Origin of the sequence: Novosphingobium beihaiense (assembly GCF_022832375.1) — a bacterium.
In the GTDB taxonomy this organism is placed as follows: Bacteria; Pseudomonadota; Alphaproteobacteria; order Sphingomonadales; family Sphingomonadaceae; genus Novosphingobium; species Novosphingobium beihaiensis.
On record NZ_JALHLG010000032.1, the window covers coordinates 22825 to 47368 of the forward strand.

Consider the following 24544-nt stretch of genomic DNA (forward strand, 5'->3'; position numbering starts at 1 on the left):
CGGACGGATCGCCATTCAGAAGATAGCGATCCGTCTTAGACATCTCAGCCGAAGGCACTCTCATGGAAGCAAATGCCTTCCTCTATATCCTCGAAACGATGGAGTTCGCCTCCACGTACGACATAGACCAGATTGCAGTTTTCTCGGATGAAATGCATCTCGTGCGTGATGATCACCATCGTCTTGTGCTTGCGCCGCTCCAGAAGTTCGGTGCGACTTTTTTCCTGAAAGTGCTTGTCTCCGACGGCGATGACCTCGTCAATAATCAAGCAGTCAAAGTCGATCGCCATGGAAATTGCGAAAGCGAGCCTTGCCCGCATGCCTGAGGAATAACTCCGAACTGGCTCTCGAAGAAAATGGCCCAATTCAGAAAAATCTTGAACGAAAGGATAAAGCTCTTTGGCGTTTTCCCCATAAACACGACAGATGAACTTGAAGTTATCATATCCAGTCAAGCTTGATTGGAAACCGCCCACGAAGCCCATCGGCCACGATATGCTCATTCCCCGCGTAATCTTGCCACGCGTCGGCTCTTCAGCTCCACTGACGATTCGCACCAGTGTCGATTTGCCAGCGCCGTTAGGGCCGAGCACGCCGATCTTGTCGCCTGGCTGGATCGTCAATGAGACATTATCCAACACACGGTGTGGCCCTACACGCGTGCGATAAATTTTCGTGATATTCTCAAGAATGATCGGACCTGGCGTCATTCCGGGGTGATCTCCCTCGCGATCTTACGCAATTGCGCCAGCCCTAACACTGTCAACACCGTATTTACGGTAACTAAATAGCCGACATCATAATGGGCGTGAAACTTCGAACCGAAGAACCCCTCACGTACAATCTCCACTCCATTGACCATCGGCAGGTAGAGCGCCAGCTTCTGTAACGCTGTTGGTAGAGCATCTACTTGGAATGCCGCCCCGGATAGCGGTACCAGCAGATACTGCGCTGGATGCCACAGCTTCTCAACGAATTCGTGCTCTTCAGAAAGGGCCCCTGCAAGGGTTGCAAGACCTACCCCGAACCATGCAAGCAGCCCCCAACCGGCAATGACTTCCGCAAGGTTCTCGGGCCAAGTTATATCGTCCGATACCATGCCGAAAATAAATGATACAACTACGAAAGATGCTGTTGCGCCAATAATCTCGAGAAGCAAGCGCGACATATAGATATCAATCGGCTTAATATTGCGGTGGTACAATAAAGAAAGGTTAGGCTCGATCGCACCGATTGTACGAAACCCCATATTGCGCCACAGCAGAATACTAGAATAACCCGTGACGGCAAAAGCAACAATTGGAAGTGAAGAGCCATGGACAGCATGGAATGCCGACCACAGCGCAGCCACGCCAACCGTGAACATCATCGGCTCCACGAATAACCACAGAAAGCCAATGTTGTGGCGTCCGTAACGGGTCAACACCTCTCGCATGAGCAGGGCGTGAATCACCCTGCCCTGAACGCGTGTGGAGCTGATTAAGCTCATTCCATATGGTCCCTCACGCTGGCAAGCAGCATGGAGAGAATGCCCCACGCCATCAACCCCATGATCAGCGTCGCGAAAATACCCCGTAGCCGATGCGGCTCCAGCGCGTCATCAGGAAGACCTGGCTGCACGATACGCTCAACGTAAGCCTGCTGGCGCCGTGCATCGAGACGCGCTTCCTCAAGTGCACTCAATGTAGCGGCCAACTGCTTGTCAGCGAACTTCTGGTCTAACTGCAAACGTTGGTATTCTACCGCCGCATGCGAAAGCGAGCTGCCATTCCCATCGCCGCCAGCTGCTTTGGCCGTTTCGACGGCGATCGACTTTTTAAGCCCAGCAATACGTGCATCGAGCGCCCCAAGTTCAGAACTATCACTTGCTAAAGCACGAATTTGGTCTCGCTGGATGCGGGCAGCAATCAATTCGTCCTGTAACTTGGAAACCATTTGTAATTGGAGGCCTGCCTGTTTTTCAGGATCTACAAGCTTTGCATTGTCCCGGTAGCGCGCCAGCGCGCGCGATGTCTGGGCCACCAGATTGCGCGCACGTTTAACTTCTTTGGATGCCGAGGCGACAAGATCCGTCTGCGCGCGCGTATTGAGGTGGTTAACCAGCTCTTCGGCTCTACTTAGCAACGCCTCGTTAAATACTTTGGCATCGCGGGCCGTGTAGGCTCTCACCTGCAATGTGGTGATCGATGTAGATGTCTCATTGCGAACAGACACCTTATTGGAGAAATACTGATATAGCGCCTCGAAAGAACCATCAAAACCCAGCGGATTGAAGCGATTGAACAATGATATTCGGGGTGAGCTATAAGCCTTCTCAACAACCCCATTACGGTCTATATCTCGCAATGCATCTCGAGACTGAAGGTAATCGTTTGCCGCGTATATTTCTTCGCCAGAACTAGAATAGCCAACAGACTTAAGCAAAACACCAAAATTGCTCGCCTCAGATTTGTTAGGACTGCGGACAACAAATCGCGATTCCGAGATGTAAACGTCACTTGCAAAAAAACCAAAGTAGACGATTGCCAGAATCGTGGGCAGTGAGACACAGAAGTGAAAAAGAACTCCTACTCCGGAAAATTTCTTCAAAAAAACCTTATACATACTCTGCATCGCAATTCTTTTCACGCAGTCAGAGTATCATCACCCTGAGCTAAGCCAGATAGGGGGGAGTCAGAGGACAATTATCAGAGTCCCGCTGCTTGTACGGTCACCAGCGGGTAGATTGCTGCTCCAATAATGTTCACAAACTTTTGCAAATCGGCCACAGGTGCATTGGTCACATAAACAATATCCTGATCCTGAACCATAAAATGCTGCGCAGCGAAAAAGGTCGCTGGATCACGCAAGTCTGCACGGTAGATCACTGGAACCTTGCCGCTGGCATCAGTCAAACCGGAAAGATCTGCACCAGGCAAAACCGCAGCCATAGTCTGAGCGTCCTCTAGACGGAACACGAACAAACCGCCCGGATTGGCGCGGTCGTCACGCAGGCCACCGATGCGGCCTAATGCCTGAGCAAGGGTAATTCCTCGGGCCTCAAACTTGATCTCGTCATTGCGCCCAGTTGCACCAAGTACAGTAAAGCTTCGAGGCTGATAGCTGACCGTCAGAACATCACCTGGACGCAAATAGATGTTGTCCTTAGGAGAGCTAATCACTTGGTTCATGGGCATTTGTATAGTACGCCCTTCCCGTGTGACTTCTAGACTAACCTTATCTACTGGTTCGCTGGGCCCGCCAGCTGCAGCGATAGCATCCAGCACGCGTTCTCCGCGTGAGGTCAAAGGCATTCGCATGCTGGCACGCACCTGCCCAACCACGGTCACCGCCGAAGCCTCGCCGCGGCGGCTAACAAGCACCTGTGGATTGTGCGCCTTTCCTTTAAGCCGGGCTACGATCTGCGCTGCTGCTTGCTGCGGGGTGAGTCCTAAAACCTGAATGTTGCCTGCAAACGGCACAGCAATGCGCCCTTGCTGGTCCACTTCAATTTCCGGCAACGCCACACCATGCTGCCCTCCGGTCGTGGCTGCCGCCGACGTTAAGGAGGCGGAAAAGGCGAACAGCACTGCGGGAGGGGCCTCAAAAATTGACACCTGCAGCACGTCGCCTGGCCCGATTACCGAACCGTAGGGGTGCCCCTCCCCAAAGGTAGTGCCGAAACTCTCCGGAACTGTTGCAGCCGCTAATTTTTTAGCGATCTGGGAATTGATCCCAAGCAACAGGGCTGTGCGACCATTGATATGATCACCGCGCGCGACTTTTTTGATCCGGCCAAGCGATGGTCCATCCCCACCCATGGCAATATTGCCTGCGCAGCCTGCGAGAGCTGTCGACATGCCCATGAGAAGAATCGCACTGATACCAGTCCTTGTCAGCAAAAGACTACCTAGCCGCCTTCCCTTCCCTTGCGAAGGAGCTGCCAGCTGACTGACAAGCTGCGATCTCGCCGACCGCGCTGATTTCACCGCTGCCACGTCAGCACCGAGATGAGCTTTCATGCCGTCGACCTAGCGGAGAGCTTAAATTCAAGCAAGACCTCCATATTCGGCCTGAAATAGCCCTCTACACACCTATCTATGCCAAATGTTTCGACGACGGACAAAGGATGAGCTCGTCCGCACCTCTCCTGTCCAAACAGGAGCGCATGCATGAGGCCTTCCGAAGGAAGGTCCGCTTTCCTCGACTTTTCGGCCATTCCATCAACAAAAATAGCGGCCTGATAGCGGGCGTTCGTTCACGCCAGATCTTATCCACGGGACCAGCCGAAGCTCACCCGGCGCCAAGGAAATCATTCAAGTTTTGCACAATCTGCCCTGATCCCGGTCCTCAATGCACCCGGCCAGCCATGCCCGCACGCTCCATGCGACGGTACATCGTCGCGCGGCCGATGCCGAGCAGGCGCGCCGCCGCCGCGACATTGCCGTTCGAGCGGGCCAACGCCTGGCGCAGCACCGCCCGCTCGCCGTCTTCGAAACCGGCGGCATCGCCCTGCCCCATGACATCGGCCAGCGGGCGCGGGGCCAGCCGGGGGCCGGTGCCCAGGCCGAAATGCTTGCGGGCCACGCGCGTGGCCCCAATGACGAGGTCGTCCCGGTCCACCGCCAGCAAAGAGGGGCCGCTGCCGTGCTCTTCACCCGCCAGCACGATCCGCGCACTGGAGAAACGGCGGCAGAAATAGTCCCGCTCGATCGCGCGCGCGGCGTCCTTCACCAGCGCGGCGATCATCCCGGCCATGGCATCGCCATGCTCGGGCCGCGCGCTCGATACGTCGAGCGCGGCGACAAGACGGCCTTCGGGATCAAAAACCGGGGCATCCATGCACGAAACGCCGATGTTACGGCTGGCGAAATGTTCCTCGCGCAGGATCGCGACCGGGCGCCGTTCGACAAGGCAGGTGCCGATGCCGTTGGTTCCCTCCACCGCCTCGCTCCAGACGGCGCCGTTCACCAGGCCGATGGCATCGTAGAGCCCCGTTTCCGCCGCGCCCGAACGCGCTTCGAGCACCACTCCATCGACATCGGAAAGGATCACGCAGGCACCGGAACGCCCCACCGTGCCGAACAGACTGTCCAGCGCAGGCGCCGCCGCAGCGAGCAGTTCGCCCTTTCCGGCCCGCAGCGCCGCAAGTTCGCTGTCGTAGAGCCGTTCCTTGCGCCGGGCCCCCGAAGGATCGAGGCCATGGCGCAGGGCCGAGCGGCACCACGACGCCGCCACCGCCGATACCGCCGCCGCCTGCCCCGACTGCACCGTGTCGAGAACCTTGTCACTGTGGCTGGACCATTTGCCCATTGTCTGTCCGCTCCTCACCGCCATGCCGGTCTGATCTGCGTCGGTCTGATTGCCGAGAGTCGCCGGTCTTGTAGGTCTCTGTCGATGCCCGCGCCTTGATACGGCGCAAGGGACGAAAAATCATGCCCTGCCTGCAAGTGTCCCGGAAACGGGACATGAGCTTGCCCGGTTTGTACCACACAGCGCATCGCGACGCGATCCTCCAGCGCAGCCGCCCCAAAGGATCGCCCATCGGCCATTGTCTCGGCGCGCGCCATGCCATACCGGCTGCGGCGATGAACCGGCTCGATTCCCACCTTGCCGCCGCCCTTGCCCGGATCGACGCGGCCGGACAGCGGCGGACCCTGCGCCCGGCCGCGCTGGCACCGCACGGGCGGGTTCTGCGCGAAGGGCGCGAGCTCACCGACTTTTCCAGCAACGATTACCTCGGCCTTGCCCGCCATCCGCTGCTGATCGAGCGGGCCCGCGAATGGACAGCAGCCCACGGCACCGGCTCGGGCGCCTCGCGGCTGGTGACGGGCACCAGTGAAGCGCATCTGGCGCTCGAAGCGCGCATCGCCGCGTTCAAGGGTACCGAGGCCGCGCTGATCTTCGCCAGCGGCTGGCAGGCCAATGCCGCGGTGATACCCGCGCTGCTCGCCGCCATGCCGGGCGCGGCCGTGTTCACCGACCGGCTGATCCACGCCTCCATGCACGCCGGGATCGCCATGGCCGGTGTGCGCCAGCACCGCTTCCGCCACAACGACCTCGATCACCTCGAAACGCTGCTGGCCGAAAAGGGCAAGGATGCTCCGGCGCGCCTGATCCTCACCGAAAGCGTCTTTTCGATGGACGGGGACCGGGCGGACATGCGCCGCCTTGCCGCGCTCGCCGAAGCCCACCACGCCGCGCTGTTCGTGGACGAGGCCCACGCGACCGGCGTGCTCGGCCCCGAAGGCCGGGGGCTCAGCGCGGAAGTGCCGGGCGCCATAGACCTGATCATGGGCACCTTCAGCAAGGCGCTGGGCGGCTTCGGCGCCTATATCGCCGGTTCGCGGGTGCTGATCGACTATCTGGTCAATGCCGCGAGCGGCTTCATCTTCACCACCGCGCCGCCGCCGGGCGTGCTGGGCGCCATCGACGCGGCGCTGGATCTCGTCCCCGGCATGGAGGCCGAGCGCGCGCATCTTGCCGCGCTGGGCACGCGCCTGCGCACCGGACTGGCCGCGCTGGGTCTGGACCATGGCGCGTCCTCCACCCAGATCGTGCCAGCCGTGATCGGCGCGGAAGCCGATGCCATGGCGCTCTCCGCCCGGCTGGAAGACGCCGGGTTCCTCGCTTCCGCCATCCGCCCGCCGACGGTCCCGCCTGGCACCAGCCGCCTGCGCATCGCCCTGCGCGCGGGCCATGCCGAGGCCGATATCGACGCGCTGCTGGCCGCCATCGGAGCGGCGCTGTGAAACTGCTCTTCGCCCACGGCTGGGGCTTCGACCGGCACTTCTGGGAACCGCTCGCCGCACTGCTGCCCGAATGGGAGCATGTGATCGACGACCGGGGCTACTTCGGCGCGCCGCTGACGCCTGCCATCGAGGGACCGTGCCTCGCCGTCACGCACAGCTTCGGCACCATGCGCGTGCTGGCCGATCCGCCGCCGGGGCTGATGGGGCTGGTGGCGATCAACGGCTTCGAGCGCTTCACCGCCCAGCCCCCGCAACCCACGCGCACCGGCAAGCCCGGCGTGCCGGTGCGCGTGGTGGACCGGATGCTGCGCCGCTTCGAAGCGGACCCGCGCGGCGTACTCGCCGAATTCCGCAAGACCTGCGGCTGCGAAGATCCGTTCGGCGAAATCGATCCCGAACCGCTCCACGCCGACCTGCTGCGCCTGCGCGATGCCCGCCCGCCCCTGCCGCGCGTGCCGGTGGTGGCGCTGAACGGCGGGCGCGATCCGCTGCTTCCCGCCGAAATGCGCGCAGACGCCTTCAGCGGCTGCGAGGTTCACCGGCTGGAGCACGAAACCGCCGGGCATCTCCTTCCGCGCGAAAACCCCGAACTCTGCGCACAGGCCGTGCAGGGTGCGGTGGCGGCCCTGGCATGAACCGGCAGCGCGAACGGATCGCCCGGGCCTTTACCGGGGCGCGGGACTATGACCGGCACGCCCGCATCCAACGCGACGTAGCGCAGGCGCTGGCCGACCGCATTGCCGCCCAGCCCCTGCCAGATAACCCGCGCATTCTGGAGATCGGCTGCGGCACCGGCTTCCTCACCGAGGCCCTACAAGAGCGCGGGATCGGCGGCGAATGGCTCGTCACCGACATCTCCCCCGCCATGGTCGCGCGGTGCCGCGCGCGTCTCGGCGAAAGCGCCCGGCGCCGCTTTGCCGTGCTGGACGGCGAGCATGGAACGATCGCGGGCGGCCCCTTCGATCTCATCTGCTCCAGCCTCGCCCTGCAGTGGTTCGATGATGCCCCCGCCGCGCTGCGGCGCCTCTGCGGGCATCTGGCACCCGGCGGGCATTGCCTTGTCACCACACTGGGCCCCGGCAGCTTCCGCGAATGGCGCACAGCGCACGAAACGCAAGGGCTGACGGCAGGAACGCCCGCCTTCGCCCCGGTGGAAGCCTTCGCCGCGCTCGAACCCGAAGCGCTGACCGTCGAGCATCTGATCGAACATCATAGCGATGCCCGCGCCTTCCTCCATGCGGTGAAAGCCATCGGCGCGGGCACCTCGCAGCCGGGACACCGCCCGCTGTCCCCCCGCGAGTTGCGCGGCGTGATGGCCGCCTTCGAACGCGGCGGGTGCGATGTTACATACGAGGCCGTGACCTGCCACCTGCAACGCGCTAGGTGACGCGGCCATGACTTCCCCTACGATTATCGTCACCGGCACGGACACCGGCATCGGCAAGACCGTGTTCGCCGCCGCGCTCGCGGGCGCGCTGGGCGCCTGTTACTGGAAACCCATACAAGCCGGGATCGAGGATGACGGCACCGACGCGCAGCGCATTGCCCGGCTGGCCGATCTGCCTTGCGAGCAAGTCCTGCCCGAGACCTATTGCCTCGCCACCCCCTGCTCCCCCCACCTCGCCGCCGAAATCGACGGTGTCGCCATCGATCCCAGGCGCCTCGCGCTGCCGCAAGTCGATGGCCCGCTGGTGGTGGAAGGCGCAGGCGGCGTGCTGGTGCCGATCAGCCGCACGGAGACTTATGCCGACCAGTTCGCCCGCTGGGGCAAGCCGGTGGTGCTGGCCGCGCGCACCACGCTCGGCACCATCAACCACACGCTGCTCTCGATCGAGGCACTGCGTGCGCGCGGCGTGCCGCTGCTCGGCGTGGCCTTCATCGGCGATCCGGTCGAGGACAGCGAGGCGACCATCTGCGCCATGGGGCAGGTCAAGCGCCTCGGCCGCCTGCCGCTGATCGATCCACTAACGCCCCGCGCCCTGCGCAACGCGTTTGCCGCGCATTTCCGGCTGGAGGACTTCACCGCATGACATCGTCCGTATGGCACCCCTTCACCCAGCATGGGCTGGGCGAACCGATCCCGCTGGTCGAGCGCGCCGAGGGCGCCCTGCTCCACACGGCGGACGGGCAGACGGTGATCGATGCGATCTCCTCGTGGTGGGTGACGACGCACGGGCACTGCCACCCGAAGATCATGGCCGCCATCGCGCAGCAGGCACAGAAACTCGATCAGGTGATCTTCGCAGGCTGGACTCACCAGCCCGCCGAAGAGGTAGCGGCGGGCCTGCGCGCGATCATGCCGGAAAGCCTGACGCGGGTGTTCTTCTCCGATTCCGGCTCCACCTGCGTCGAAGTCGCGCTGAAGATGGCTCTGGGTTACTGGCACGCGCGCGGCGAAGGGCGCCACCGCATCGTGGTGATGGAGCACAGCTACCACGGCGACACCATCGGCACGATGTCGGTAGGCGAACGCGGCGTGTTCAATCAGGCTTACGAACCGCTGCTGTTCGACGTGGGCCGCATCCCCTATCCCGCACCGGGCGCGGAGCAGGACACGCTCGATGCGCTGGAGGCATACTGCAAAGCGCCGGATACCGCCGCGCTGATCGTCGAGCCGCTGGTGCTGGGCGCGGGCGGGATGCTGTTCTATTCCGCCGAAACGCTCGCCGCGATGCACGCAATCTGCGCCCGCTACGGCGTGCTGTTCATTGCCGACGAAGTGATGACCGGCTGGGGCCGCACCGGCACGCTGCTCGCTTGCGAGCAGGCAGGCGTGGTCCCCGATATCCTGTGCCTGTCCAAGGGCCTGACCGGCGGCTCGATGCCGCTCGCCGTCACCATGGCGAGCGAGCCCATTTTCGAGGCGCACTGGTCCACCGACCGCGCGCGGATGTTCTTCCACTCCTCCAGCTACACCGCCAACCCGCTCGCCTGCGCCGCGGCCAGCGCCAACCTTACGATCTGGCGCGAGGAACCGGTGCGCGAACGCATCACCACGCTCGCCGCGAAACAGGCCGCATGGCTGGAGAAGCTCGGCCAGTTCTGCCACTTCGACAACCCGCGCCAGCGCGGCACGATCGCCGCACTGGACCTGCGCACCAGCGGCGCCGGCGGTTATCTCGACACCCTCGCCCCCCGCTTGATGGCCTTCTTCCGCGAACGCGGCGTGCTGCTGCGTCCGCTGGGGAACACGGTTTATGTGATGCCGCCGTATTGCATTACGGATGAGCAGCTTGGGGACGTGTGGAACGCGATTGGCGAGGCGGTGATTTCGGGGTGAGGGGACACAAGGGCTGGTTTTGCGCCATTGTCGGTCATTCCGCCAACCGGAAGAATATCCCGGAAGCGGACATTGCTAAGCCTCTGCACGGAGGAGCTTTAAACGTTAGCTATAGGGCGCGTTTGGGGCTCAATTACATGGCTGCGCGGCCAAATATGTCAGCATTCCTGCGAACTCACCGGCTGACAACGAGGGCAAGTGCTTCATGCCGGGGGAAAGGATTGGCTGCTCCACGGCAATCGCTCGCCTAGCCCCCGTTACATCCTCCACGGCCCGTAAGCTCTATCGGCCGCAGCACTTTTTGTACTTCAGGCCAGAGCCACAGACGCATAGTTCGTTTCTTCCTACTTTGGCGCGTGCTTTGGGTTTCGCAGTCGCCCTCGGAAACTCCGAGATCGTCTGTTTGCTCGCCTGCATTTGCGGTGTCCGGAAAAATCTCAGCTCCTTATTAGCCTCCTCGTAGTAGGCCTGTCGCTCTGCATTCCATTCCTCAAATTCCATCAAAAGCAAATCTTCGGAATTTGTTTTGCCCGCGAACTTCGGCGCGTCAGTCGCAATGCCGATCACTCTCTTAATAGTCGGCATTCTGAGCTTCGCAGCGCCACACGCTATCTCAAGCATGCCGGAACGTACCTCCCGATAGGTCTCTGAGTTTCGGAGATCATTTGAAGCTTTGAGCTGGAGGAACACGTACACCATACCTTCGTAGAATGAGGGCATCAGCGAGACGTTACGAACCACTGGCTCATCAGATTCCGGGAAGTTTCTTATCGACTTCAGCATGAAGTCCGAAAGGCCCCGCCGGGAAAAACGCGGCTCCATGGCCATGAAATGCAAGGCGCTCTTGCCGTGGAAAGGCTTGCTGTTTCCGCCGAGCACACCCTTGAGCGCGTTGTTGGACGTGATCTGTAGCAAGCGATCCCAGAAATACGAAGTTTGGTTCGCCGCTTTCCGCCGCGCATATGGCTCGCTGCGCTCAAAATCGAACCACTCGCCTTCGCCGATATGAACCGTATCGAACGCGTCGAGCGTACCGATCATATGGCGGTTTTTCTTCTCATCAAAATTGAGAAAGTAGTGCGCGATGACATCTTCCTCCCCGCAATACGATAGGGCGTGACGCTGAATCGCTTCGAGTTTTGCATCCAGATAAGCCGTGAAATCGAAGATCGTATCGAGTTCGGTCAGGGCGATTTCCAGATTCTCGGTATCGAGAATGTGGACGGGATGTTTCCGATCAATCTGCACGAAAAACGGGTGATCGAGCCGCTCGTCTTTCTCCTCGTAGGAGATCGCCAAGCTACCCGAAACGTTTGCCGAAGAAGCTCGCTTGCAAGCGTCTTTCACGCCATGCGCAATAACGATCTTATGACACCGCACCTGGCCTGGATCGATAGGAATAGGAAATGGCTGTTTCTTCTGAGGATCCAGATAGATCGATCGCCCGGAGCGAATGTACCTCTCCGCGCCGTGGGCGGTGGCAACCTGCTTGTCGATGACTTCCTTGCGCCAGCGCTTCCAAGCCAGATCAACGTCTTCTGGATTTTTGTCAAATCTCCGATTTTCTCGGTCGAAGAAAATCAGGACGTCATTCTGAAAGACGACGAGCAGGTCGCACAGTTCTTTTCCATCGTCGCGGCACGGATTAGGATAACTCCAAAGGCGCAAAAAGGTGCGGTCGCACAATTCCGCCAATAGCCGCTCAGTGGGCGATACACCTTCAGATTTTAAGATGGCCATGGCGGATCATATCACGGCTGGAACGGCACGTTCCAAAAATTACGGCATACATATCGGAAACGAAAGCAACTTTATCGCTGATTGGTGTCCTGCGCGATGGAGCTGCATTCTAGACTGCCCCTGCGAGCAGCGTAGGCAAGGTTGCGTAGGCTGAACGTCTGTTCGCTACTCACGGAGCTCGAAAGCCGCCAGTCTGCAACCGGCCCATTCAAGCCATCGTGCATCCCAGCACGCCGAACTTGCTTCGCCAGCGTCATAGCGCTCCAAACTTTCCTACATCGCCATCGCCTGACACACTGCGCGCGGCATCCGTTTGCCCCGCTCCTTGAACCGTTCATCCTTCTCGTGAAATCCACGTCCTTGCGGCGTGAAGTTCCGAGCCATGCAAGTGTATGGAAAATAGCGGTTTCCTGAAAATAACCTCATGGCCCATGTGGATGAAGTTCGAAAACTTCGCACGGCTCCGCACAGTGCGCGCGCCAGCGCTCATCCGCGAACATGCCTCCATGCCGCACGGGAGACACATCTTATCGGCGAATTCGCACAATCCATCGTCGACTGATCGCCTAATTCGATCAAGCCAATCGATTCATCGCGCTACAAATCGTCACGCAGCGCGCCTATCTCCCTCTTCGTCAGTTCAACACCCAATCGAGGGAGCATACGACCATGGGTATCATCGGCAGCAGCATCAAGCCGTTCAAGAACACCGCATTCCAGGCGGGCAAGGACTTCTTCGACGTCACCGAAAAGGACATCGAAGGCAAGTGGGCCGTGTTCTTCTTCTATCCGGCCGACTTCACGTTCGTCTGCCCGACCGAGCTGGAAGACCTCGCCGACCAGTACGCAACGCTGCAGGGCCTGGGCGTGGAAGTCTTCGGCGTGTCGACCGACACCCATTTCTGCCACAAGGCCTGGCACGACACCTCGGACAAGATCGCCAAGTGCACTTATCCGTTCCTCGGCGACCAGAACCACGAGCTGTCGAACAACTTCGGCGTGCTGCGTGATGCCGGCCTTGCCGACCGCGCCACGTTCGTGATCGATCCGGACGGCGTGATCCAGCTCATGGAAATCACCCCCGAGGGCGTGGGCCGCAATGCCGCCGAACTCGTCCGCAAGATCAAGGCTGCCAAGTACTGGCGCGAACACCCCGGCCAGGTTTGCCCGGCGAAGTGGGAAGAAGGCGAAGAGACCCTCGCTCCCTCCCTCGACCTCGTCGGCAAACTCTGAGCCTCCTCTCGGGTCGCTCCGAGAGCAGTGGTCCCTGGGACCACTGACGGCGCGGCCCGGGGCTAGCCCCCCACTCCCCCTCAGCCCCGGGCCGCCACTCGTTCCAACCCGATTTACGACACAGGATTTTGAAATGCTCGACGCCAACCTGAAGCAACAGCTCTCGCAATATCTCGCCATGCTGCGCGAGCCGATCGAGCTCGCCGCCTCGCTTGGCGGCGATCCGAAGTCGGCCGAAACCCGCGAACTGCTCGAAACGATCGCCGGTCTGTCCGACAAGGTGGGCGTGCGGTTCGACGGCGACAGCGCCCGCAAGCCCTCCTTCACCATTGCCGCCAAGGCCCGCCCCGAAGCCGAAGTGCGCTTCGCCGGGGTGCCGATGGGGCATGAATTCACCTCGCTGGTGCTCGCCCTGCTCTGGGCAGGCGGCCATCCGCCGAAGGTTTCCGATGAAGTACTCGAACAGATCGCCGCGCTGGACGGCGAGATGAATTTCGAGATGTTCTTCTCGCTCTCCTGCCACAACTGCCCCGACGTGGTGCAGGCGCTGACGCTGATCGCACTGAAGAACCCGAAGGCCAAGGTCACGCTGATCGAAGGCGGCGCCTATCAGGCCGAAGTGGACGAACGCGGCGTGATGGCCGTGCCTGCCACGTTCCTCAACGGCGAGATGTGGGCCTCGGGCAAGATCAGCCTCGAAGAGATCCTCGCCAAGCTGGATACCGGTGCGGCGGCCAAGGCGGCCGCCAAGCTGGCCGAAAAGAAGCCGTTCGAAGTGCTGGTAATCGGCGGCGGCCCCGCCGGAGCCTCGGCCGCGATCTACACCGCGCGCAAGGGCTTCAGCACAGGCATTGCGGCTGAACGCTTCGGCGGGCAGGTACAGGACACGATGGGCATCGAGAACTTCATCTCGGTCCCCTACACCGAAGGCCCCAAGCTGGCGGGCGCGCTGGAAACCCACGTCAAGGAATACGACATCGACGTGATGAACCTGCTGCGCGCCGAAAAGCTGATCCCGGCCAAGGCGGTGGGCGGCTATCACGAAGTGGTGTTCGAGAACGGCGCCTCGCTGAAGGCCCGCAGCCTCGTCCTCTCCACCGGCGCGCGCTGGCGCAACCTCGGCGTGCCGGGCGAGGCCGAGTACCAGACCAAGGGCGTGGCCTATTGCCCGCACTGCGACGGCCCGCTGTTCAAGGGCAAGCGCGTGGCGGTGATCGGCGGCGGCAACTCGGGCGTCGAGGCGGCGATCGACCTTGCCAATATCGTCGGCCATGTGACGCTGATCGAGTTCGACTCGCAGCTGCGCGCCGATCAGGTGCTGCAGGACAAGCTGCGCTCGTTCGCCAATGTCGATATCATCGTCTCGGCCCAGACCACCGAAGTCACCGGCGACGGCGAGAAGGTGAACGGCCTCAGTTACAAGGACCGTGAAAGCGGCGCGGAACACCATGTCGAGCTGGAAGGTGTGTTCGTCCAGATCGGCCTGGTGCCCAACACCGAATGGCTGAAGGACAGCGGCGTCGAACTCACCGGGCGCGGCGAGATCGTGATCGACGAGAAGGCCGCGACCAACCTGCCCGGCGTCTTCGCGGCGGGCGATGCGACCACGGTGCCTTACAAGCAGATCATTATCTCGATGGGGGAAGGCGCCAAGGCCGCGCTGTCGGCCTTCGATTACCTGATCCGCAACGAGGCTCCGGCGGAAATCGCCCAGGCGGCGTAAACGCGGCCGGGCCTACGGCCGAAAACCGAGACGGGCGGAATCCGGGCCGGATTCCGCCCGTTTTCGTGGGCACTGCTACGAATTCGCGGCGCTACCGGGCACAATCCGCTGCCGGAAAAAAGTTACTTCAGGCATGCGGGTTGAAAATTTGAGAAATTTGATATATATAAGCCCTCATGAATAGTAATATATCGGAATTTCATCGCTTCGCTTATAAAGAAGACAATTTCTACGAACTTCGCGACTATTGCAAAGAAAAAGACATCTGGATTTGCCAGTCGCTGCGTAGATCTGGTCCCATGACTTTCGCACTGACCCGAAACGGGGATGTCGCTTCGGACCTGAGAAGCCGCTTCGGATAAGCAGGCGCCACCGGCGCCCCTTCTTTCTTCCATCGTGCCTCGCACTCTTGCCACCGCCTCATGCGCCCATTGGCATAGACTGATGAGCATGATGCGCCATGGCTGTTCGATCAAGCAGCTTAAAGCTTGACTGCGGCCGATCGGCGACGTTGTCGCGCATGAACCGCCATACGTTCTCGACCAAGTTCAGTGTGGGGCAGGTGGGCGACAGTAGCAACAGGGTGGTGTTGATCGGTGGAGTTGGCACCGATAGATGCCACACGGCCTAACCGAGCATGAGCGCCGGGCCTGGTCTGTTGCCCCATCCTGTTCCGCGCGTTGCCCATCGCGATTCGGCAGTTCCATTTTCAGATCCGTCGAGGCTGCTCACTGGCGTGCTGGACATGTTGCAGAGCGTGGGCAAGGCCCACGCTTATGAGGAAGCCGTGCAGTGCTTCGGCTATCTGGCGCGTAGCGCTTTGGGGCGTGAGAGCGACGAGATGCCCTTAGACATTACCAGCTTCTTCCATCACGCTGATGAAGCTTACACAATTCTGGGGTCAAACCGTGGCGCCGAATCGCTCAGCGGCGCCGCGTAGGCCGTCAAATGCCTAAAATCAGGACGTCCGAGCGGCCGAGCGGTTCTTTTTGCACCGGCCTGACCGAGCAAATCCGCCCCTCCCAAAATGTTCTCCGAGGGGTAGATAGGAGGCCAAATTATTCGCTAAGTTGTTGAAGTGATGGTGCTGCTGGGGAGGATTGAACTCCCGACCTCACCCTTACCAAGGGTGCGCTCTACCACTGAGCTACAGCAGCGCCGTCATCCCGGTCTCGCCGGGGCAGGGGCGCGCTATTGTCTGCAGCGGCGCCAATTGTCAAGCACCGCTTGCGCTTTCCTGACGCACGCGGCATGGCCCGCCCATGGAAGAGACCCCGGACAAGCTTTCGCGCGAGGAGCGCCTGGCGGCCAAACTGCGCGAAAATCTGCACCGGCGCAAGGCACAGGCCCGCGCGGTATCCTCGCAGCAACGCAGCGGAGATACCGAATCGGGCAGGCTTTCCAAATCGCCCCCGGAAAGCTAGGGGCTGCGGCCTGACCATCGCGAAGCGCGGTATGGAACGCGCCGCCGCAAGACAATAGGGAGCCTGCCTTGCCTCGCCTGATCCTTCTCCGCCACGGCCAGAGCCAGTGGAACCTCGAAAACCGCTTCACCGGCTGGTGGGACGTCGATGTGACCGAGAAGGGCGAAGCCGAGGCCCGCGCCGCCGGCGCTCTGCTCAAGGACAAGGGCATGCTGCCCACGGTCGCTTTCACCTCGGTGCAGACCCGCGCGATCAAGACGCTGCACTTCGCACTGGAAGCGGCAGGCATCCTCTGGATTCCCGAAACCAAGGACTGGCGCCTCAACGAACGCCACTATGGCGGCCTCACCGGCCTCAACAAGGCCGAGACGGCGGCCAAGCATGGCGACGAGCAGGTCAAGATCTGGCGCCGCAGCTTCGACACCCCGCCGCCGGTGCTGGAACGCGGCAGCGAATTCGATCTCTCGGACGACCCGCGCTATGCCGGGATCGACGTGCCGCAGACCGAAAGCCTGAAGGACACTATCGCGCGTGTCCTGCCTTACTATGAAAGCTCGATCGTGCCGCATCTCAAGGCAGGCGCCACTGTGCTGGTCGCCGCGCACGGCAACAGCCTGCGCGCGCTGGTGAAGCACCTCTCGGGCATTTCGGACGACGAGATCACCGGGCTCGAAATCCCGACCGGCCAGCCGATCATCTACGATCTCGATGCCGATCTGGCGGTGCTCGACCGCTACTATCTCTCGGAGCGTTGAGGTGACGGTTCCTGTCGCCATCATAATGGGCAGCCAGTCCGACTGGCCGACCATGCAGCGCGCCGCCGATATGCTCGACAAGCTGGGCGTGGCCTACGACGCGCGAATCGTCTCTGCCCACCGCACGCCGGACCGGCTGGTGGACTTCGCCAAGGGCGCGGCGGCGGAAGGGTTCAAGGTCGTGATTGCCGGTGCGGGCGGCGCGGCGCACCTGCCGGGCATGGTCGCCTCGATGACGCACTTGCCGGTGCTGGGCGTTCCGGTGCAGTCGAAGGCGCTTTCGGGGCAGGACAGCCTGCTCTCGATAGTGCAGATGCCCGCGGGCATCCCCGTCGGCACGCTGGCGATCGGTGAAGCAGGCGCGGCCAATGCGGGCCTGCTCGCCGCCTCGATTCTCGCAACGTCCGACGACGCGTTGGCGGAACGGCTCCAGGCCTTCCGCGCGGCGCAGACCGCCAGCGTAGCCGAGCGGCCATCCTGATGCTTCGACAAGCTCAGCATGAGCGGGGAAAAAACCGCACACTCAACGCAAACTCCGCTCGTCCTGAGCCTGTCGAAGGACGGTAGGTAGCACGCCCATGATCGCACCCGGCGAAACCATCGGTATCCTTGGCGGCGGTCAGCTTGGCCGGATGATCGCCATGGCCGCCGCGCAGCTCGGCTATCGCTGCCATATCTATGCGCCCGAAGGCGATTCGATTGCCGCCGAAGTCTCCGCCGCGTTCACCTGCGCGAGCTGGGACGACGGCAAGGCCATGGCCGCTTTCGCCGCCGATTGCGCGGTGGTGACTTACGAGTTCGAGAACGTGCCTGTCGCGCCGCTCGCCGCGCTGGGCGAAGTGCCGCTGCTGCCGCATCCGCGCGCGCTCGAAACCGCGCAGGACCGGCTGACCGAAAAACGCTTCGTCACCGGCCTAGGCGGCACACCCGCGCCGTTCGCCCCGGTCGATTCGGCGGAGGATCTGACCGCCGCCATTGCCGAGATCGGCGCGCCCGGCATCCTCAAGACCCGACGCGACGGCTATGACGGCAAGGGCCAGTGGCGGATCATGGCGTCGGACGATGCGGCAGGACTCGATCTGCCCGGCCAGCCGCTGATCTATGAAGGTTTCGTCACCTTTTTCGCCGAATTCTCGGTGATTCTGTGCCGGGGCGCGGATGGCGACATCCGCTTCTTCGATTCGGCGCACAACGTGCACGAAAGCGGGATTCTCGCCGTCAGCACTGTGCCCGCGCCTGCGGCACTGATCGAGCAGGTGCCCGCCGCTCGCGAACTCGCCGCGAAAGTGGCCGGAGCGCTGGACTATGTGGGCGTGCTGACGCTGGAATTCTTCGCTACCGAAGCGGGCCCCGTCTTCAACGAGATGGCCCCGCGCGTCCACAATTCGGGCCACTGGACGATCGAAGGCGCCGTCACCAGCCAGTTCGAGAACCATGTGCGCGCGATCTGCGGCCTGCCGCTGGGCGGCACCGGGCTGGCGGCGAGAGGCGTGGAGATGCGCAACCTGATCGGCGACGAAGCGCACGACTGGCCCGCGATCCTGGCCGATCCGGCGAACCACCTGCACCTTTACGGCAAGGCCGCCGCACGCCCCGGGCGCAAGATGGGCCATGTCACCCGGCTCACGCTGGACTGAGGCGGCAGGCGGCATGGCGCAGGAGCTGTTCCTTATCTACGCGCGCGCCGCCAATGGCGTGATCGGCCGCGACGGTGCTTTACCCTGGCGCCTCTCCGCCGATCTCAAGCGGTTCAAGGCCATGACCATGGGCAAGCCGATGATCATGGGCCGCAAGACGTTCGAGAGCTTTTCTTCCCCCCTGCCCGGCCGCCGCCATATCGTGCTGACGCGCGATCCCGCCTGGCAGGCCGAAGGCGCCGAAGTCGTGCATTCGGTGGAGGAAGCCCTGGCGCTGGCGGGAGACGGCGAAGTGGCCGTGGTGGGCGGCGCGGAAATCTATGCCCTGATGATGCCCCATGCCCGCCGCATCGAGCTTACCGAAGTCCATGGCGATTACGAAGGCGATACCGCGATGCCCCCGCCCGGCCCCGAATGGCGCGAAACCGCGCGGGAAGAGCATGCCGCTCAGGGTGAGGCACCGGCTTACGCTTTCGTGACGCTGATCCGCGACTTATAGGCCCTGCCGACATGATTCGCCTCGACAACCGTCATCCCATTCCCGAATCGCTGCGCGGTGCCATTGTGGCGCTGGGCAATTTCGACGGGTTCCATCAGGGCCATCAGGCCGTTGTCGGCGAAGCGATCCGCTGGGCGCGGGCCGAAGGCCGCCCGGCCATTGTCGCCACGTTCGATCCGCACCCCGTGCGCCTGTTCCAGCCCGATGCCGAGCCTTTCCGCCTGACCACGCTGGAACAGCGCGAGGAACTTTTCGCCGGGGCCGGGGCGGATGCCATGCTGGTGCTCCATTTCGACCGGGCGATGGCGGCGATGAGCGCGCCCGGCTGGGTGGAGAAGGAACTGGCCGGGCACCTTGGCGCGGCAGGCGTCGTTACCGGCGAGGATTTCACGTTCGGCAAGGGCCGCTCGGGCAATCCGCAAGTGCTGCGCGAGGCGGGCGCGCGCTTCGGGCTTTCGGGCCGCACCGTCGGCCCGGTCTGCGATGGGGAGGGCGTGATTTCCTCCAGCCGCATCCGCGATGCCCTGAAGGCGGGTGACTGCGCCACGGCGATGCGCCTGCTGACCCGGCCTTTCGCGATTCGCGGCACGGTGCAGCACGGCGACAAGCTGGGCCGCGAAATGGGCTTTCCCACCGCCAATATCGCGCTCGAATCCTATCTGCGCCCGCATTACGGCGTCTATGCCGTGACCGGTCGTCTGCCGGACGGGCGCGTGCTGCCGGGGGCGGCGAATCTGGGCATCCGCCCGCAGTTCGAAGTGCCCAAGGAGCTGCTGGAACCCCATTTCTTCGACTTTTCGGAAGATCTCTACGATCAGGAAATCGAAGTGTCGTTCCACCACTTCCTGCGCCCGGAAGCCAAGTTCGATTCTTTCGACGCGCTGATCGCGCAGATCGGCGCCGATTGCGTCAAGGCGCGCGAACTGCTGGCGGGCATCGGCGAAACCGGAGTCTGAACGCAGTTTTGCGCTGTCCCCATGTGATTTGTACGCACTGCGGACTCTTCCAACGTTAAGCCATTTACGTTAACGCCCGCCGATCATGACCGAGCAGCGCGATTATCGTAACACCGTCTTCCTTCCGAAGACCAGTTTCCCCATGAAGGCCGGGCTTCCGCAGAAGGAGCCGGGTATTCTTGCGCGCTGGCAGGAACAGAACATTTACGAGACGATCCGCGAGCACCGCCGCGGCCGTGAAAAGTTCATCCTGCATGACGGCCCGCCCTATGCGAACGGCGATATGCATATCGGCCACGCGCTTAACCATATTCTCAAGGACATGGTGGTGCGCACCCAGACCCTGCTGGGCAAGGATGCGCCCTACGTGCCCGGCTGGGACTGCCACGGCCTGCCTATCGAATGGAAGGTCGAGGAAGAATACCGCAAGAAAAAGAAGAACAAGGACGAAGTTCCCCCCGAGGAATTCCGCGCCGAGTGCCGCGCCTATGCCCAGAACTGGGTCAATGTGCAGCGCGAGCAACTGAAACGCCTGGGCATCGGCGGGGACTGGGACCACCCCTATCTGACGATGGATTTCGACGCCGAGGCGACGATCGTTTCGGAGCTGATGAAGTTTGCCGAAAGCGGCATGCTCTATCGCGGCGCCAAGCCGGTGATGTGGTCCCCGGTTGAAAAGACCGCGCTGGCCGATGCCGAAGTGGAATACGCGGACATCGTCTCCACCCAGATCGACGTCGGCTTCGAGATCGTCGAGGCACCCGAATGCCCCGAACTGGTGGGCACCACGGCGGTGATCTGGACCACCACGCCCTGGACGATCCCGATCAACCAGGCGCTCGCCTACGGCAAGCCGATCGATTACCTGCAGATCACCGTTGCGGGCAAGAAGTACCTCGTTGCCGAACCGCTGGTCGATGCCTTCTGCAAGCGCCTCAACGAGGACGGTTACGACTTCGAGATGTACGTGAAGGGCCCGCTGCTGGAAGGCGCCAAGGCCCTGCACCCGATGCATCACCTGGGCGGCTTCTTCGCCGAGCCGCGCCCGTTCCTGCCCGGCGATTTCGTCACTACCGACAGCGGCACCGGCCTCGTGCACATGTCGCCCGACCATGGCGAGGACGACTTCGATCTGTGCAAGGCGCACGGCATCGGCCCGAAATTCGTGGTCGAAGGCGACGGCAAGTACCGTGCCGACTGGCTGTGGCTGGGCGGCCAGGGCTCGGTCATCAATCCCAAGTTCAATGCGCCCGACGGCCCCATCTGCACCGCGCTGCGCGAAGCGGGCGGGCTGCTGGCGGCGAGCGCGGACTACACGCATTCCTATCCGCACTCGTGGCGGTCCAAGGCCAAGGTAATCTACCGCTGCACCCCGCAATGGTTCGTGCCGATGGACAAGCCGCTGCCCCATCAGGGCCTGACTCTGCGCGAAACCGCATGGGACGCGCTGGCCGACACCCGCTTCGTGCCTGCCAAGGGCCGCAACCGCATCAGCGCGATGGTCAACACCCGGCCGGACTGGGTGCTGTCGCGCCAGCGTGCCTGGGGCGTGCCGATCACGCTGTTCGTCCACCGCAAGAGCGGCGAATATCTCGCCGATCCGGAAGTGAACGCGCGCATCGTCTCCGCCATCCGCGAAAACGGCGTCGATGCATGGACCGACGAGCGCGCGCAGGAATACCTCGGCAATGCCTACAGCGCCGAGGATTACGAGCGCATCACCGACATTCTCGACGTGTGGTTCGATTCGGGCTCGACGCATGCTTTCGTGCTCGAATCGGGCAAATGGCCCGATCTCATGCGCCCGGCCGACTATAGCGGTCCGCCAGCCGACCTCTATCTGGAAGGCAGCGACCAGCATCGCGGCTGGTTCCAGTCCTCGCTGCTGGAAAGCTGCGCCACGCGCGGCCATGCGCCCTACAAGGCGGTCCTGACCCATGGCTTCACCATGGACGCCAAGGGCTTCAAGATGTCGAAGTCGCTGGGCAACACCGTCAATCCGCTCAAGATCATGGAGCAGTACGGCGCCGACATCATCCGCCTCTGGGCGCTCTCGGTCGATTTCACCGAAGATCACCGCATCGGCGACGAGATCCTGAAAGGCACCGCCGACCAGTACCGCAAGCTGCGCAACACCATGCGCTATCTGCTGGGCGCGCTGGCCGACTACGACGAGGCCGAAGCCCTGCCCGTGGCCGAAATGCCCGAGCTGGAGCGCTATGTCCTCACCCTACTGGGCAAGCTCGACAAGACGCTGCGCCAGGCCGTCGCGGACTTCGATTTCAACACTTACGTCCGTGAACTGCTGGATTTCTGCAACGAGGACCTTTCGGCCTTCTTCTTCGATATCCGCAAGGACTGCCTCTATTGCGACAGCCCGGCCGATCCCAAGCGCCGCGCCTACCGCACCGTGCTCGACACACTGTTCCACGCGCTGGTGCGCTGGGCCGCGCCGGTCACGGTGTTCACGGCGGAGGAAGTGTGGACCACACGCTATCCCGAAGGCAGCAGCGTGCATCTGCTCGAATGGCCCAGAGTGCCCAGCGTCATCGAACCGGGTGAAAATCCGGACATCGATGGCAATTCTGGCCTTGAGCGGAAATGGGAGCGGCTGCGCGCCGTCCGGTCCACCGTCATGGAACAGATCGAGCCGATGCGCCGCGAAAAGACGATCGGTTCCGGCCTGCAGGCCACTGTCCGGATCGGCAGCGATCTTCTGCCCGATGGGGACTTCTCCGATGCCGACCTGGCCGAGCTGTTCATCACCGCGACAGTCTCGCGCGGCCAAGGCAGTGAGGTGACTGTCACTCCCTCTACCGACCACAAGTGCGGCCGCTGCTGGCGCCACCTTCCGGAAGTTTCCGAAGACGGTGCGCTGTGTGGCCGCTGCGACGATGCCGTGGGCGCCATGGAGGAAGCATGAACGCGGCGATGCGCAACCGCATTGCCGGGCTGCTGATGGCAGCGCTGATCTTCCTTGCCGATCAGGCGCTCAAGGGCTGGCTCACCGGGCCACTGCAGCTTGAGCGCGTGCGCGTGATCGACCTGCTGCCGGTGTTCGATCTGCGTTACACGCAAAACTTCGGCGTTTCGCTCGGCCTGTTCACCGCCGGTTCGCCCGAGGGGCGCTGGGCGCTGGTGGCGATGACCGGCGCCATCGCGCTGTTCGTGTTCGTGTGGATGATGCGCGAGCGCAAGCTGGGCGATATCGCCGCGCTGGCGCTGGTGCTGGGCGGCGCGGCCGGGAATATCCGCGACCGATTCCAGTTCGGATTCGTCATCGACTATGCAGATCTGCACTTCGGCGAATGGCGCCCGTTCCTGATTTTCAACCTTGCCGACGCCGCGATTACCATCGGCGTCCTGATTATCCTTGCCCGATCCCTGCTTTCGCGCGAAAAGCCGGACGCTACGGCTGAACCCGCTCCGGAGAGTTGATTTGATACCCATGAAGAAAACCGGTGCCCTGGTCCTCGTCACGACCGGCGCGCTCCTGCTGTCGGCTTGCGGCAGCACCGGGCTGTTCAACCGCAACCGTCCTGACGAGTTCGCGGTGCAGCGCCAGTCTCCGCTGGTGGTCCCGCCCGATTTCTCGCTGACCCCGCCCAAGCAGGGCCAGCCGCGCCCCACGGACGACAATATCCAGCAGAAGACGCTCGACGCGCTGTTCGGCGGCCCGCAGGCCCGCAGCGACATCGAGAAGCGGACGCTGGCCCTTGCAGGCCCCGCGGTTGCAGGCATCCGCTCCAACGTGGGCGATCCTTCGACATACACCGTCGCCAAAGGCCAGGTGACCCGCGCCATCCTCTCCGCCCCCGAAGGCGATGGCCGCGATGCACAGACCTCCGTCGGCGGCTAAGGCCTGCTGACAGCATGAATTGCAAAGGGCCGGGCGAAAGTCCGGCCCTTTTCGTATGCCTTCTTGTTACGGACGCATTGCATGGTCCCTGCGGGTCCGGAGCATCGGGCCTGAAATCTGAATCGAAGAGATTCCCTCTTCAAAAGCTGGGGGTAGAGCGAAGAGCCTGCTTTTGGGGTTCCGGCAGCCCAAATTTGGGGGACTCGTCGTAAGATTGTCGATTGTTCGCGCCGGTTTGAGGGCCGGGTGCTTTGAGAGGCCGGGGTCAGGCGAATTTGATGCACTCGAGGGAGAGGAACCGCCGGATATTGTAGACGAGGTCGGCGAGGCCAATCTTCATTTCGGCTCTTTGGGTGCCAACGGTGCACACGAACAAACTCATATGCGCTTCAGCTACGTCGGCCCTTGGCTCTGGTCTTCGAAGACATACTCGCCCCGGGGGGGGGGGATGACGGGCTTTCCGGCTTCGGTTCATCTCATCCTGATCGGCATGTAGCTGTGCTGAACTACGCGTCGCGATGGAGCATCTTCTCTTGGTGGACCTTCGAGACAAAGCCATTTCGTTTCATGAAGCGCTGGTTCGCTGCTGAACGATAGGGCTGTACCGGCCTCTAAGGGCGGAGCCAATGTTGCTAGGTCGCTTGCCAAAATGTTTTAGCCATAGCCTTGCTGCGTCGAGGTTGAGTAAGATAGCGCGGTTTTCTCGA

Annotated in this window: 23 protein-coding genes and 1 tRNA gene; 17 read left to right on the forward strand and 7 right to left on the reverse strand. The window is 62.3% G+C overall.

Going from position 1 to position 24544, the window contains the following annotated elements:
* Positions 1 to 44: 44 nt before the first annotated feature.
* From MTR66_RS16210 to MTR66_RS16230, 5 genes are all read right to left on the reverse strand, one after another.
* Positions 45 to 710, reverse strand: a complete 666-nt coding sequence (locus MTR66_RS16210; RefSeq protein ID WP_243922958.1) for an ABC transporter ATP-binding protein — start codon at positions 708 to 710, stop codon at positions 45 to 47.
* The gene (locus MTR66_RS16215) at positions 707 to 1489 is read right to left on the reverse strand and encodes an ABC transporter permease (protein ID WP_243922960.1); all 783 of its coding nucleotides are present in this window, start codon (positions 1487 to 1489) and stop codon (positions 707 to 709) included. The genes MTR66_RS16210 and MTR66_RS16215 overlap by 4 nt, the downstream gene beginning before the upstream one ends.
* Positions 1486 to 2628, reverse strand: a complete 1143-nt coding sequence (locus MTR66_RS16220) for a hypothetical protein (protein WP_243922962.1) — start codon at positions 2626 to 2628, stop codon at positions 1486 to 1488. The genes MTR66_RS16215 and MTR66_RS16220 overlap by 4 nt, the downstream gene beginning before the upstream one ends.
* 59 nt (positions 2629 to 2687) lie before the next feature.
* Entirely contained in the window at positions 2688 to 3845 is a 1158-nt protein-coding gene (locus MTR66_RS16225) for a polysaccharide biosynthesis/export family protein (RefSeq protein ID WP_243922964.1), read from the reverse strand.
* Positions 3846 to 4329: 484 nt separating this feature from the next.
* Entirely contained in the window at positions 4330 to 5292 is a 963-nt protein-coding gene (locus tag MTR66_RS16230; protein ID WP_243922966.1) for a helix-turn-helix domain-containing protein, read from the reverse strand.
* A gap of 275 nt (positions 5293 to 5567) precedes the next feature.
* On the opposite strand from MTR66_RS16230, the gene bioF reads away from it, so the two are divergent.
* From bioF to MTR66_RS16255, 5 genes are read left to right on the forward strand one after another with little or no spacing between them, the layout of a single operon-like run.
* Positions 5568 to 6731 (forward strand): 8-amino-7-oxononanoate synthase, encoded by a 1164-nt coding sequence (gene bioF, locus MTR66_RS16235; RefSeq protein WP_327194520.1) that lies wholly within the window; start codon positions 5568 to 5570, stop codon positions 6729 to 6731.
* On the forward strand, positions 6728 to 7366 hold the full coding sequence (locus tag MTR66_RS16240; protein ID WP_243922970.1) for an alpha/beta fold hydrolase: 639 nt from the start codon (positions 6728 to 6730) through the stop codon (positions 7364 to 7366). Before bioF ends, MTR66_RS16240 begins: the two co-directional genes overlap by 4 nt.
* Complete coding sequence (locus tag MTR66_RS16245) at positions 7363 to 8118, forward strand: methyltransferase (RefSeq protein WP_243922972.1); 756 nt, start codon at positions 7363 to 7365, stop codon at positions 8116 to 8118. Before MTR66_RS16240 ends, MTR66_RS16245 begins: the two co-directional genes overlap by 4 nt.
* Before the next feature lie 7 nt (positions 8119 to 8125).
* Positions 8126 to 8761, forward strand: coding sequence for a dethiobiotin synthase (gene bioD, locus MTR66_RS16250; RefSeq protein WP_243922974.1), 636 nt, complete (start codon positions 8126 to 8128; stop codon positions 8759 to 8761).
* Complete coding sequence (locus tag MTR66_RS16255) at positions 8758 to 10011, forward strand: adenosylmethionine--8-amino-7-oxononanoate transaminase (protein WP_243922976.1); 1254 nt, start codon at positions 8758 to 8760, stop codon at positions 10009 to 10011. The genes bioD and MTR66_RS16255 overlap by 4 nt, the downstream gene beginning before the upstream one ends.
* A gap of 282 nt (positions 10012 to 10293) precedes the next feature.
* On the opposite strand, the gene MTR66_RS16260 is transcribed toward MTR66_RS16255, so the two are convergent.
* On the reverse strand, positions 10294 to 11751 hold the full coding sequence (locus MTR66_RS16260) for an SEC-C metal-binding domain-containing protein (RefSeq protein ID WP_243922978.1): 1458 nt from the start codon (positions 11749 to 11751) through the stop codon (positions 10294 to 10296).
* A gap of 669 nt (positions 11752 to 12420) precedes the next feature.
* Between MTR66_RS16260 and ahpC the strand changes: the two genes are divergently transcribed.
* From ahpC to MTR66_RS16275, 3 genes are all read left to right on the forward strand, one after another.
* Entirely contained in the window at positions 12421 to 12984 is a 564-nt protein-coding gene (gene ahpC, locus MTR66_RS16265) for an alkyl hydroperoxide reductase subunit C (RefSeq protein WP_243922980.1), read from the forward strand.
* Positions 12985 to 13117: 133 nt separating this feature from the next.
* Positions 13118 to 14707, forward strand: coding sequence for an alkyl hydroperoxide reductase subunit F (ahpF, locus tag MTR66_RS16270; RefSeq protein WP_243922983.1), 1590 nt, complete (start codon positions 13118 to 13120; stop codon positions 14705 to 14707).
* A gap of 637 nt (positions 14708 to 15344) precedes the next feature.
* Positions 15345 to 15647: a hypothetical protein gene (locus MTR66_RS16275; RefSeq protein ID WP_243922985.1), complete on the forward strand. Its 303-nt coding sequence runs from the start codon at positions 15345 to 15347 to the stop codon at positions 15645 to 15647.
* 142 nt (positions 15648 to 15789) lie between these two features.
* Here the strand turns inward: MTR66_RS16275 and MTR66_RS16280 are convergent.
* Positions 15790 to 15864 (reverse strand) — tRNA-Thr (locus MTR66_RS16280).
* Positions 15865 to 15969: 105 nt separating this feature from the next.
* On the opposite strand from MTR66_RS16280, the gene MTR66_RS16285 reads away from it, so the two are divergent.
* The 9 genes from MTR66_RS16285 to MTR66_RS16325 all read left to right on the forward strand — a co-directional run bounded on the left by MTR66_RS16285 (position 15970) and on the right by MTR66_RS16325 (position 23837).
* Positions 15970 to 16131, forward strand: a complete 162-nt coding sequence (locus MTR66_RS16285) for a hypothetical protein (protein WP_243922987.1) — start codon at positions 15970 to 15972, stop codon at positions 16129 to 16131.
* Between the two features lie 68 nt (positions 16132 to 16199).
* Positions 16200 to 16886, forward strand: coding sequence for a 2,3-diphosphoglycerate-dependent phosphoglycerate mutase (gene gpmA, locus MTR66_RS16290; protein WP_243922989.1), 687 nt, complete (start codon positions 16200 to 16202; stop codon positions 16884 to 16886).
* Positions 16887 to 16911: 25 nt separating this feature from the next.
* Complete coding sequence (gene purE, locus MTR66_RS16295) at positions 16912 to 17367, forward strand: 5-(carboxyamino)imidazole ribonucleotide mutase (RefSeq protein ID WP_243923006.1); 456 nt, start codon at positions 16912 to 16914, stop codon at positions 17365 to 17367.
* Between the two features lie 97 nt (positions 17368 to 17464).
* Positions 17465 to 18523, forward strand: coding sequence for a 5-(carboxyamino)imidazole ribonucleotide synthase (locus MTR66_RS16300; protein WP_243922991.1), 1059 nt, complete (start codon positions 17465 to 17467; stop codon positions 18521 to 18523).
* Positions 18524 to 18536: 13 nt separating this feature from the next.
* The gene (locus tag MTR66_RS16305; protein WP_243923008.1) at positions 18537 to 19022 is read left to right on the forward strand and encodes a dihydrofolate reductase; all 486 of its coding nucleotides are present in this window, start codon (positions 18537 to 18539) and stop codon (positions 19020 to 19022) included.
* Positions 19023 to 19033: 11 nt separating this feature from the next.
* A complete protein-coding gene (locus MTR66_RS16310; RefSeq protein ID WP_243922993.1) occupies positions 19034 to 19978 on the forward strand; it encodes a bifunctional riboflavin kinase/FAD synthetase in 945 nt (314 codons plus the stop codon).
* Between the two features lie 85 nt (positions 19979 to 20063).
* Positions 20064 to 22901 carry an isoleucine--tRNA ligase gene (gene ileS, locus MTR66_RS16315; RefSeq protein WP_243922996.1) on the forward strand — a complete coding sequence of 946 codons (2838 nt, stop codon included), beginning with the start codon at positions 20064 to 20066 and terminating at the stop codon, positions 22899 to 22901.
* Positions 22898 to 23416 carry a signal peptidase II gene (lspA, locus tag MTR66_RS16320; protein WP_243922998.1) on the forward strand — a complete coding sequence of 173 codons (519 nt, stop codon included), beginning with the start codon at positions 22898 to 22900 and terminating at the stop codon, positions 23414 to 23416. Before ileS ends, lspA begins: the two co-directional genes overlap by 4 nt.
* A gap of 10 nt (positions 23417 to 23426) precedes the next feature.
* Positions 23427 to 23837 (forward strand): DUF3035 domain-containing protein, encoded by a 411-nt coding sequence (locus MTR66_RS16325; RefSeq protein ID WP_243923000.1) that lies wholly within the window; start codon positions 23427 to 23429, stop codon positions 23835 to 23837.
* The last annotated feature ends 707 nt before the right edge of the window (positions 23838 to 24544 follow it).

What these genes read in the sequence shown, in the direction of transcription:
- MTR66_RS16230 (WP_243922966.1), bottom strand. Translation starts at nt 5,292, where the DNA reads ATGGGCAAATGGTCCAGCCACAGTGACAAGGTTCTCGACACGGTGCAG.
- ileS (WP_243922996.1), top strand. Translation starts at nt 20,064, where the DNA reads ATGACCGAGCAGCGCGATTATCGTAACACCGTCTTCCTTCCGAAGACC.
- MTR66_RS16310 (WP_243922993.1), top strand. Translation starts at nt 19,034, where the DNA reads ATGATTCGCCTCGACAACCGTCATCCCATTCCCGAATCGCTGCGCGGT.
- ahpC (WP_243922980.1), top strand. Translation starts at nt 12,421, where the DNA reads ATGGGTATCATCGGCAGCAGCATCAAGCCGTTCAAGAACACCGCATTC.
- ahpF (WP_243922983.1), top strand. Translation starts at nt 13,118, where the DNA reads ATGCTCGACGCCAACCTGAAGCAACAGCTCTCGCAATATCTCGCCATG.
- MTR66_RS16305 (WP_243923008.1), top strand. Translation starts at nt 18,537, where the DNA reads ATGGCGCAGGAGCTGTTCCTTATCTACGCGCGCGCCGCCAATGGCGTG.
- MTR66_RS16215 (WP_243922960.1), bottom strand. Translation starts at nt 1,489, where the DNA reads ATGAGCTTAATCAGCTCCACACGCGTTCAGGGCAGGGTGATTCACGCC.
- MTR66_RS16210 (WP_243922958.1), bottom strand. Translation starts at nt 710, where the DNA reads ATGACGCCAGGTCCGATCATTCTTGAGAATATCACGAAAATTTATCGC.
- MTR66_RS16255 (WP_243922976.1), top strand. Translation starts at nt 8,758, where the DNA reads ATGACATCGTCCGTATGGCACCCCTTCACCCAGCATGGGCTGGGCGAA.
- MTR66_RS16300 (WP_243922991.1), top strand. Translation starts at nt 17,465, where the DNA reads ATGATCGCACCCGGCGAAACCATCGGTATCCTTGGCGGCGGTCAGCTT.
- MTR66_RS16245 (WP_243922972.1), top strand. Translation starts at nt 7,363, where the DNA reads ATGAACCGGCAGCGCGAACGGATCGCCCGGGCCTTTACCGGGGCGCGG.
- lspA (WP_243922998.1), top strand. Translation starts at nt 22,898, where the DNA reads ATGAACGCGGCGATGCGCAACCGCATTGCCGGGCTGCTGATGGCAGCG.
- MTR66_RS16225 (WP_243922964.1), bottom strand. Translation starts at nt 3,845, where the DNA reads ATGGGCATGTCGACAGCTCTCGCAGGCTGCGCAGGCAATATTGCCATG.
- MTR66_RS16275 (WP_243922985.1), top strand. Translation starts at nt 15,345, where the DNA reads ATGAGCGCCGGGCCTGGTCTGTTGCCCCATCCTGTTCCGCGCGTTGCC.
- bioF (WP_327194520.1), top strand. Translation starts at nt 5,568, where the DNA reads ATGAACCGGCTCGATTCCCACCTTGCCGCCGCCCTTGCCCGGATCGAC.
- bioD (WP_243922974.1), top strand. Translation starts at nt 8,126, where the DNA reads ATGACTTCCCCTACGATTATCGTCACCGGCACGGACACCGGCATCGGC.
- MTR66_RS16260 (WP_243922978.1), bottom strand. Translation starts at nt 11,751, where the DNA reads ATGGCCATCTTAAAATCTGAAGGTGTATCGCCCACTGAGCGGCTATTG.
- MTR66_RS16325 (WP_243923000.1), top strand. Translation starts at nt 23,427, where the DNA reads ATGAAGAAAACCGGTGCCCTGGTCCTCGTCACGACCGGCGCGCTCCTG.
- purE (WP_243923006.1), top strand. Translation starts at nt 16,912, where the DNA reads ATGGGCAGCCAGTCCGACTGGCCGACCATGCAGCGCGCCGCCGATATG.
- MTR66_RS16285 (WP_243922987.1), top strand. Translation starts at nt 15,970, where the DNA reads ATGGAAGAGACCCCGGACAAGCTTTCGCGCGAGGAGCGCCTGGCGGCC.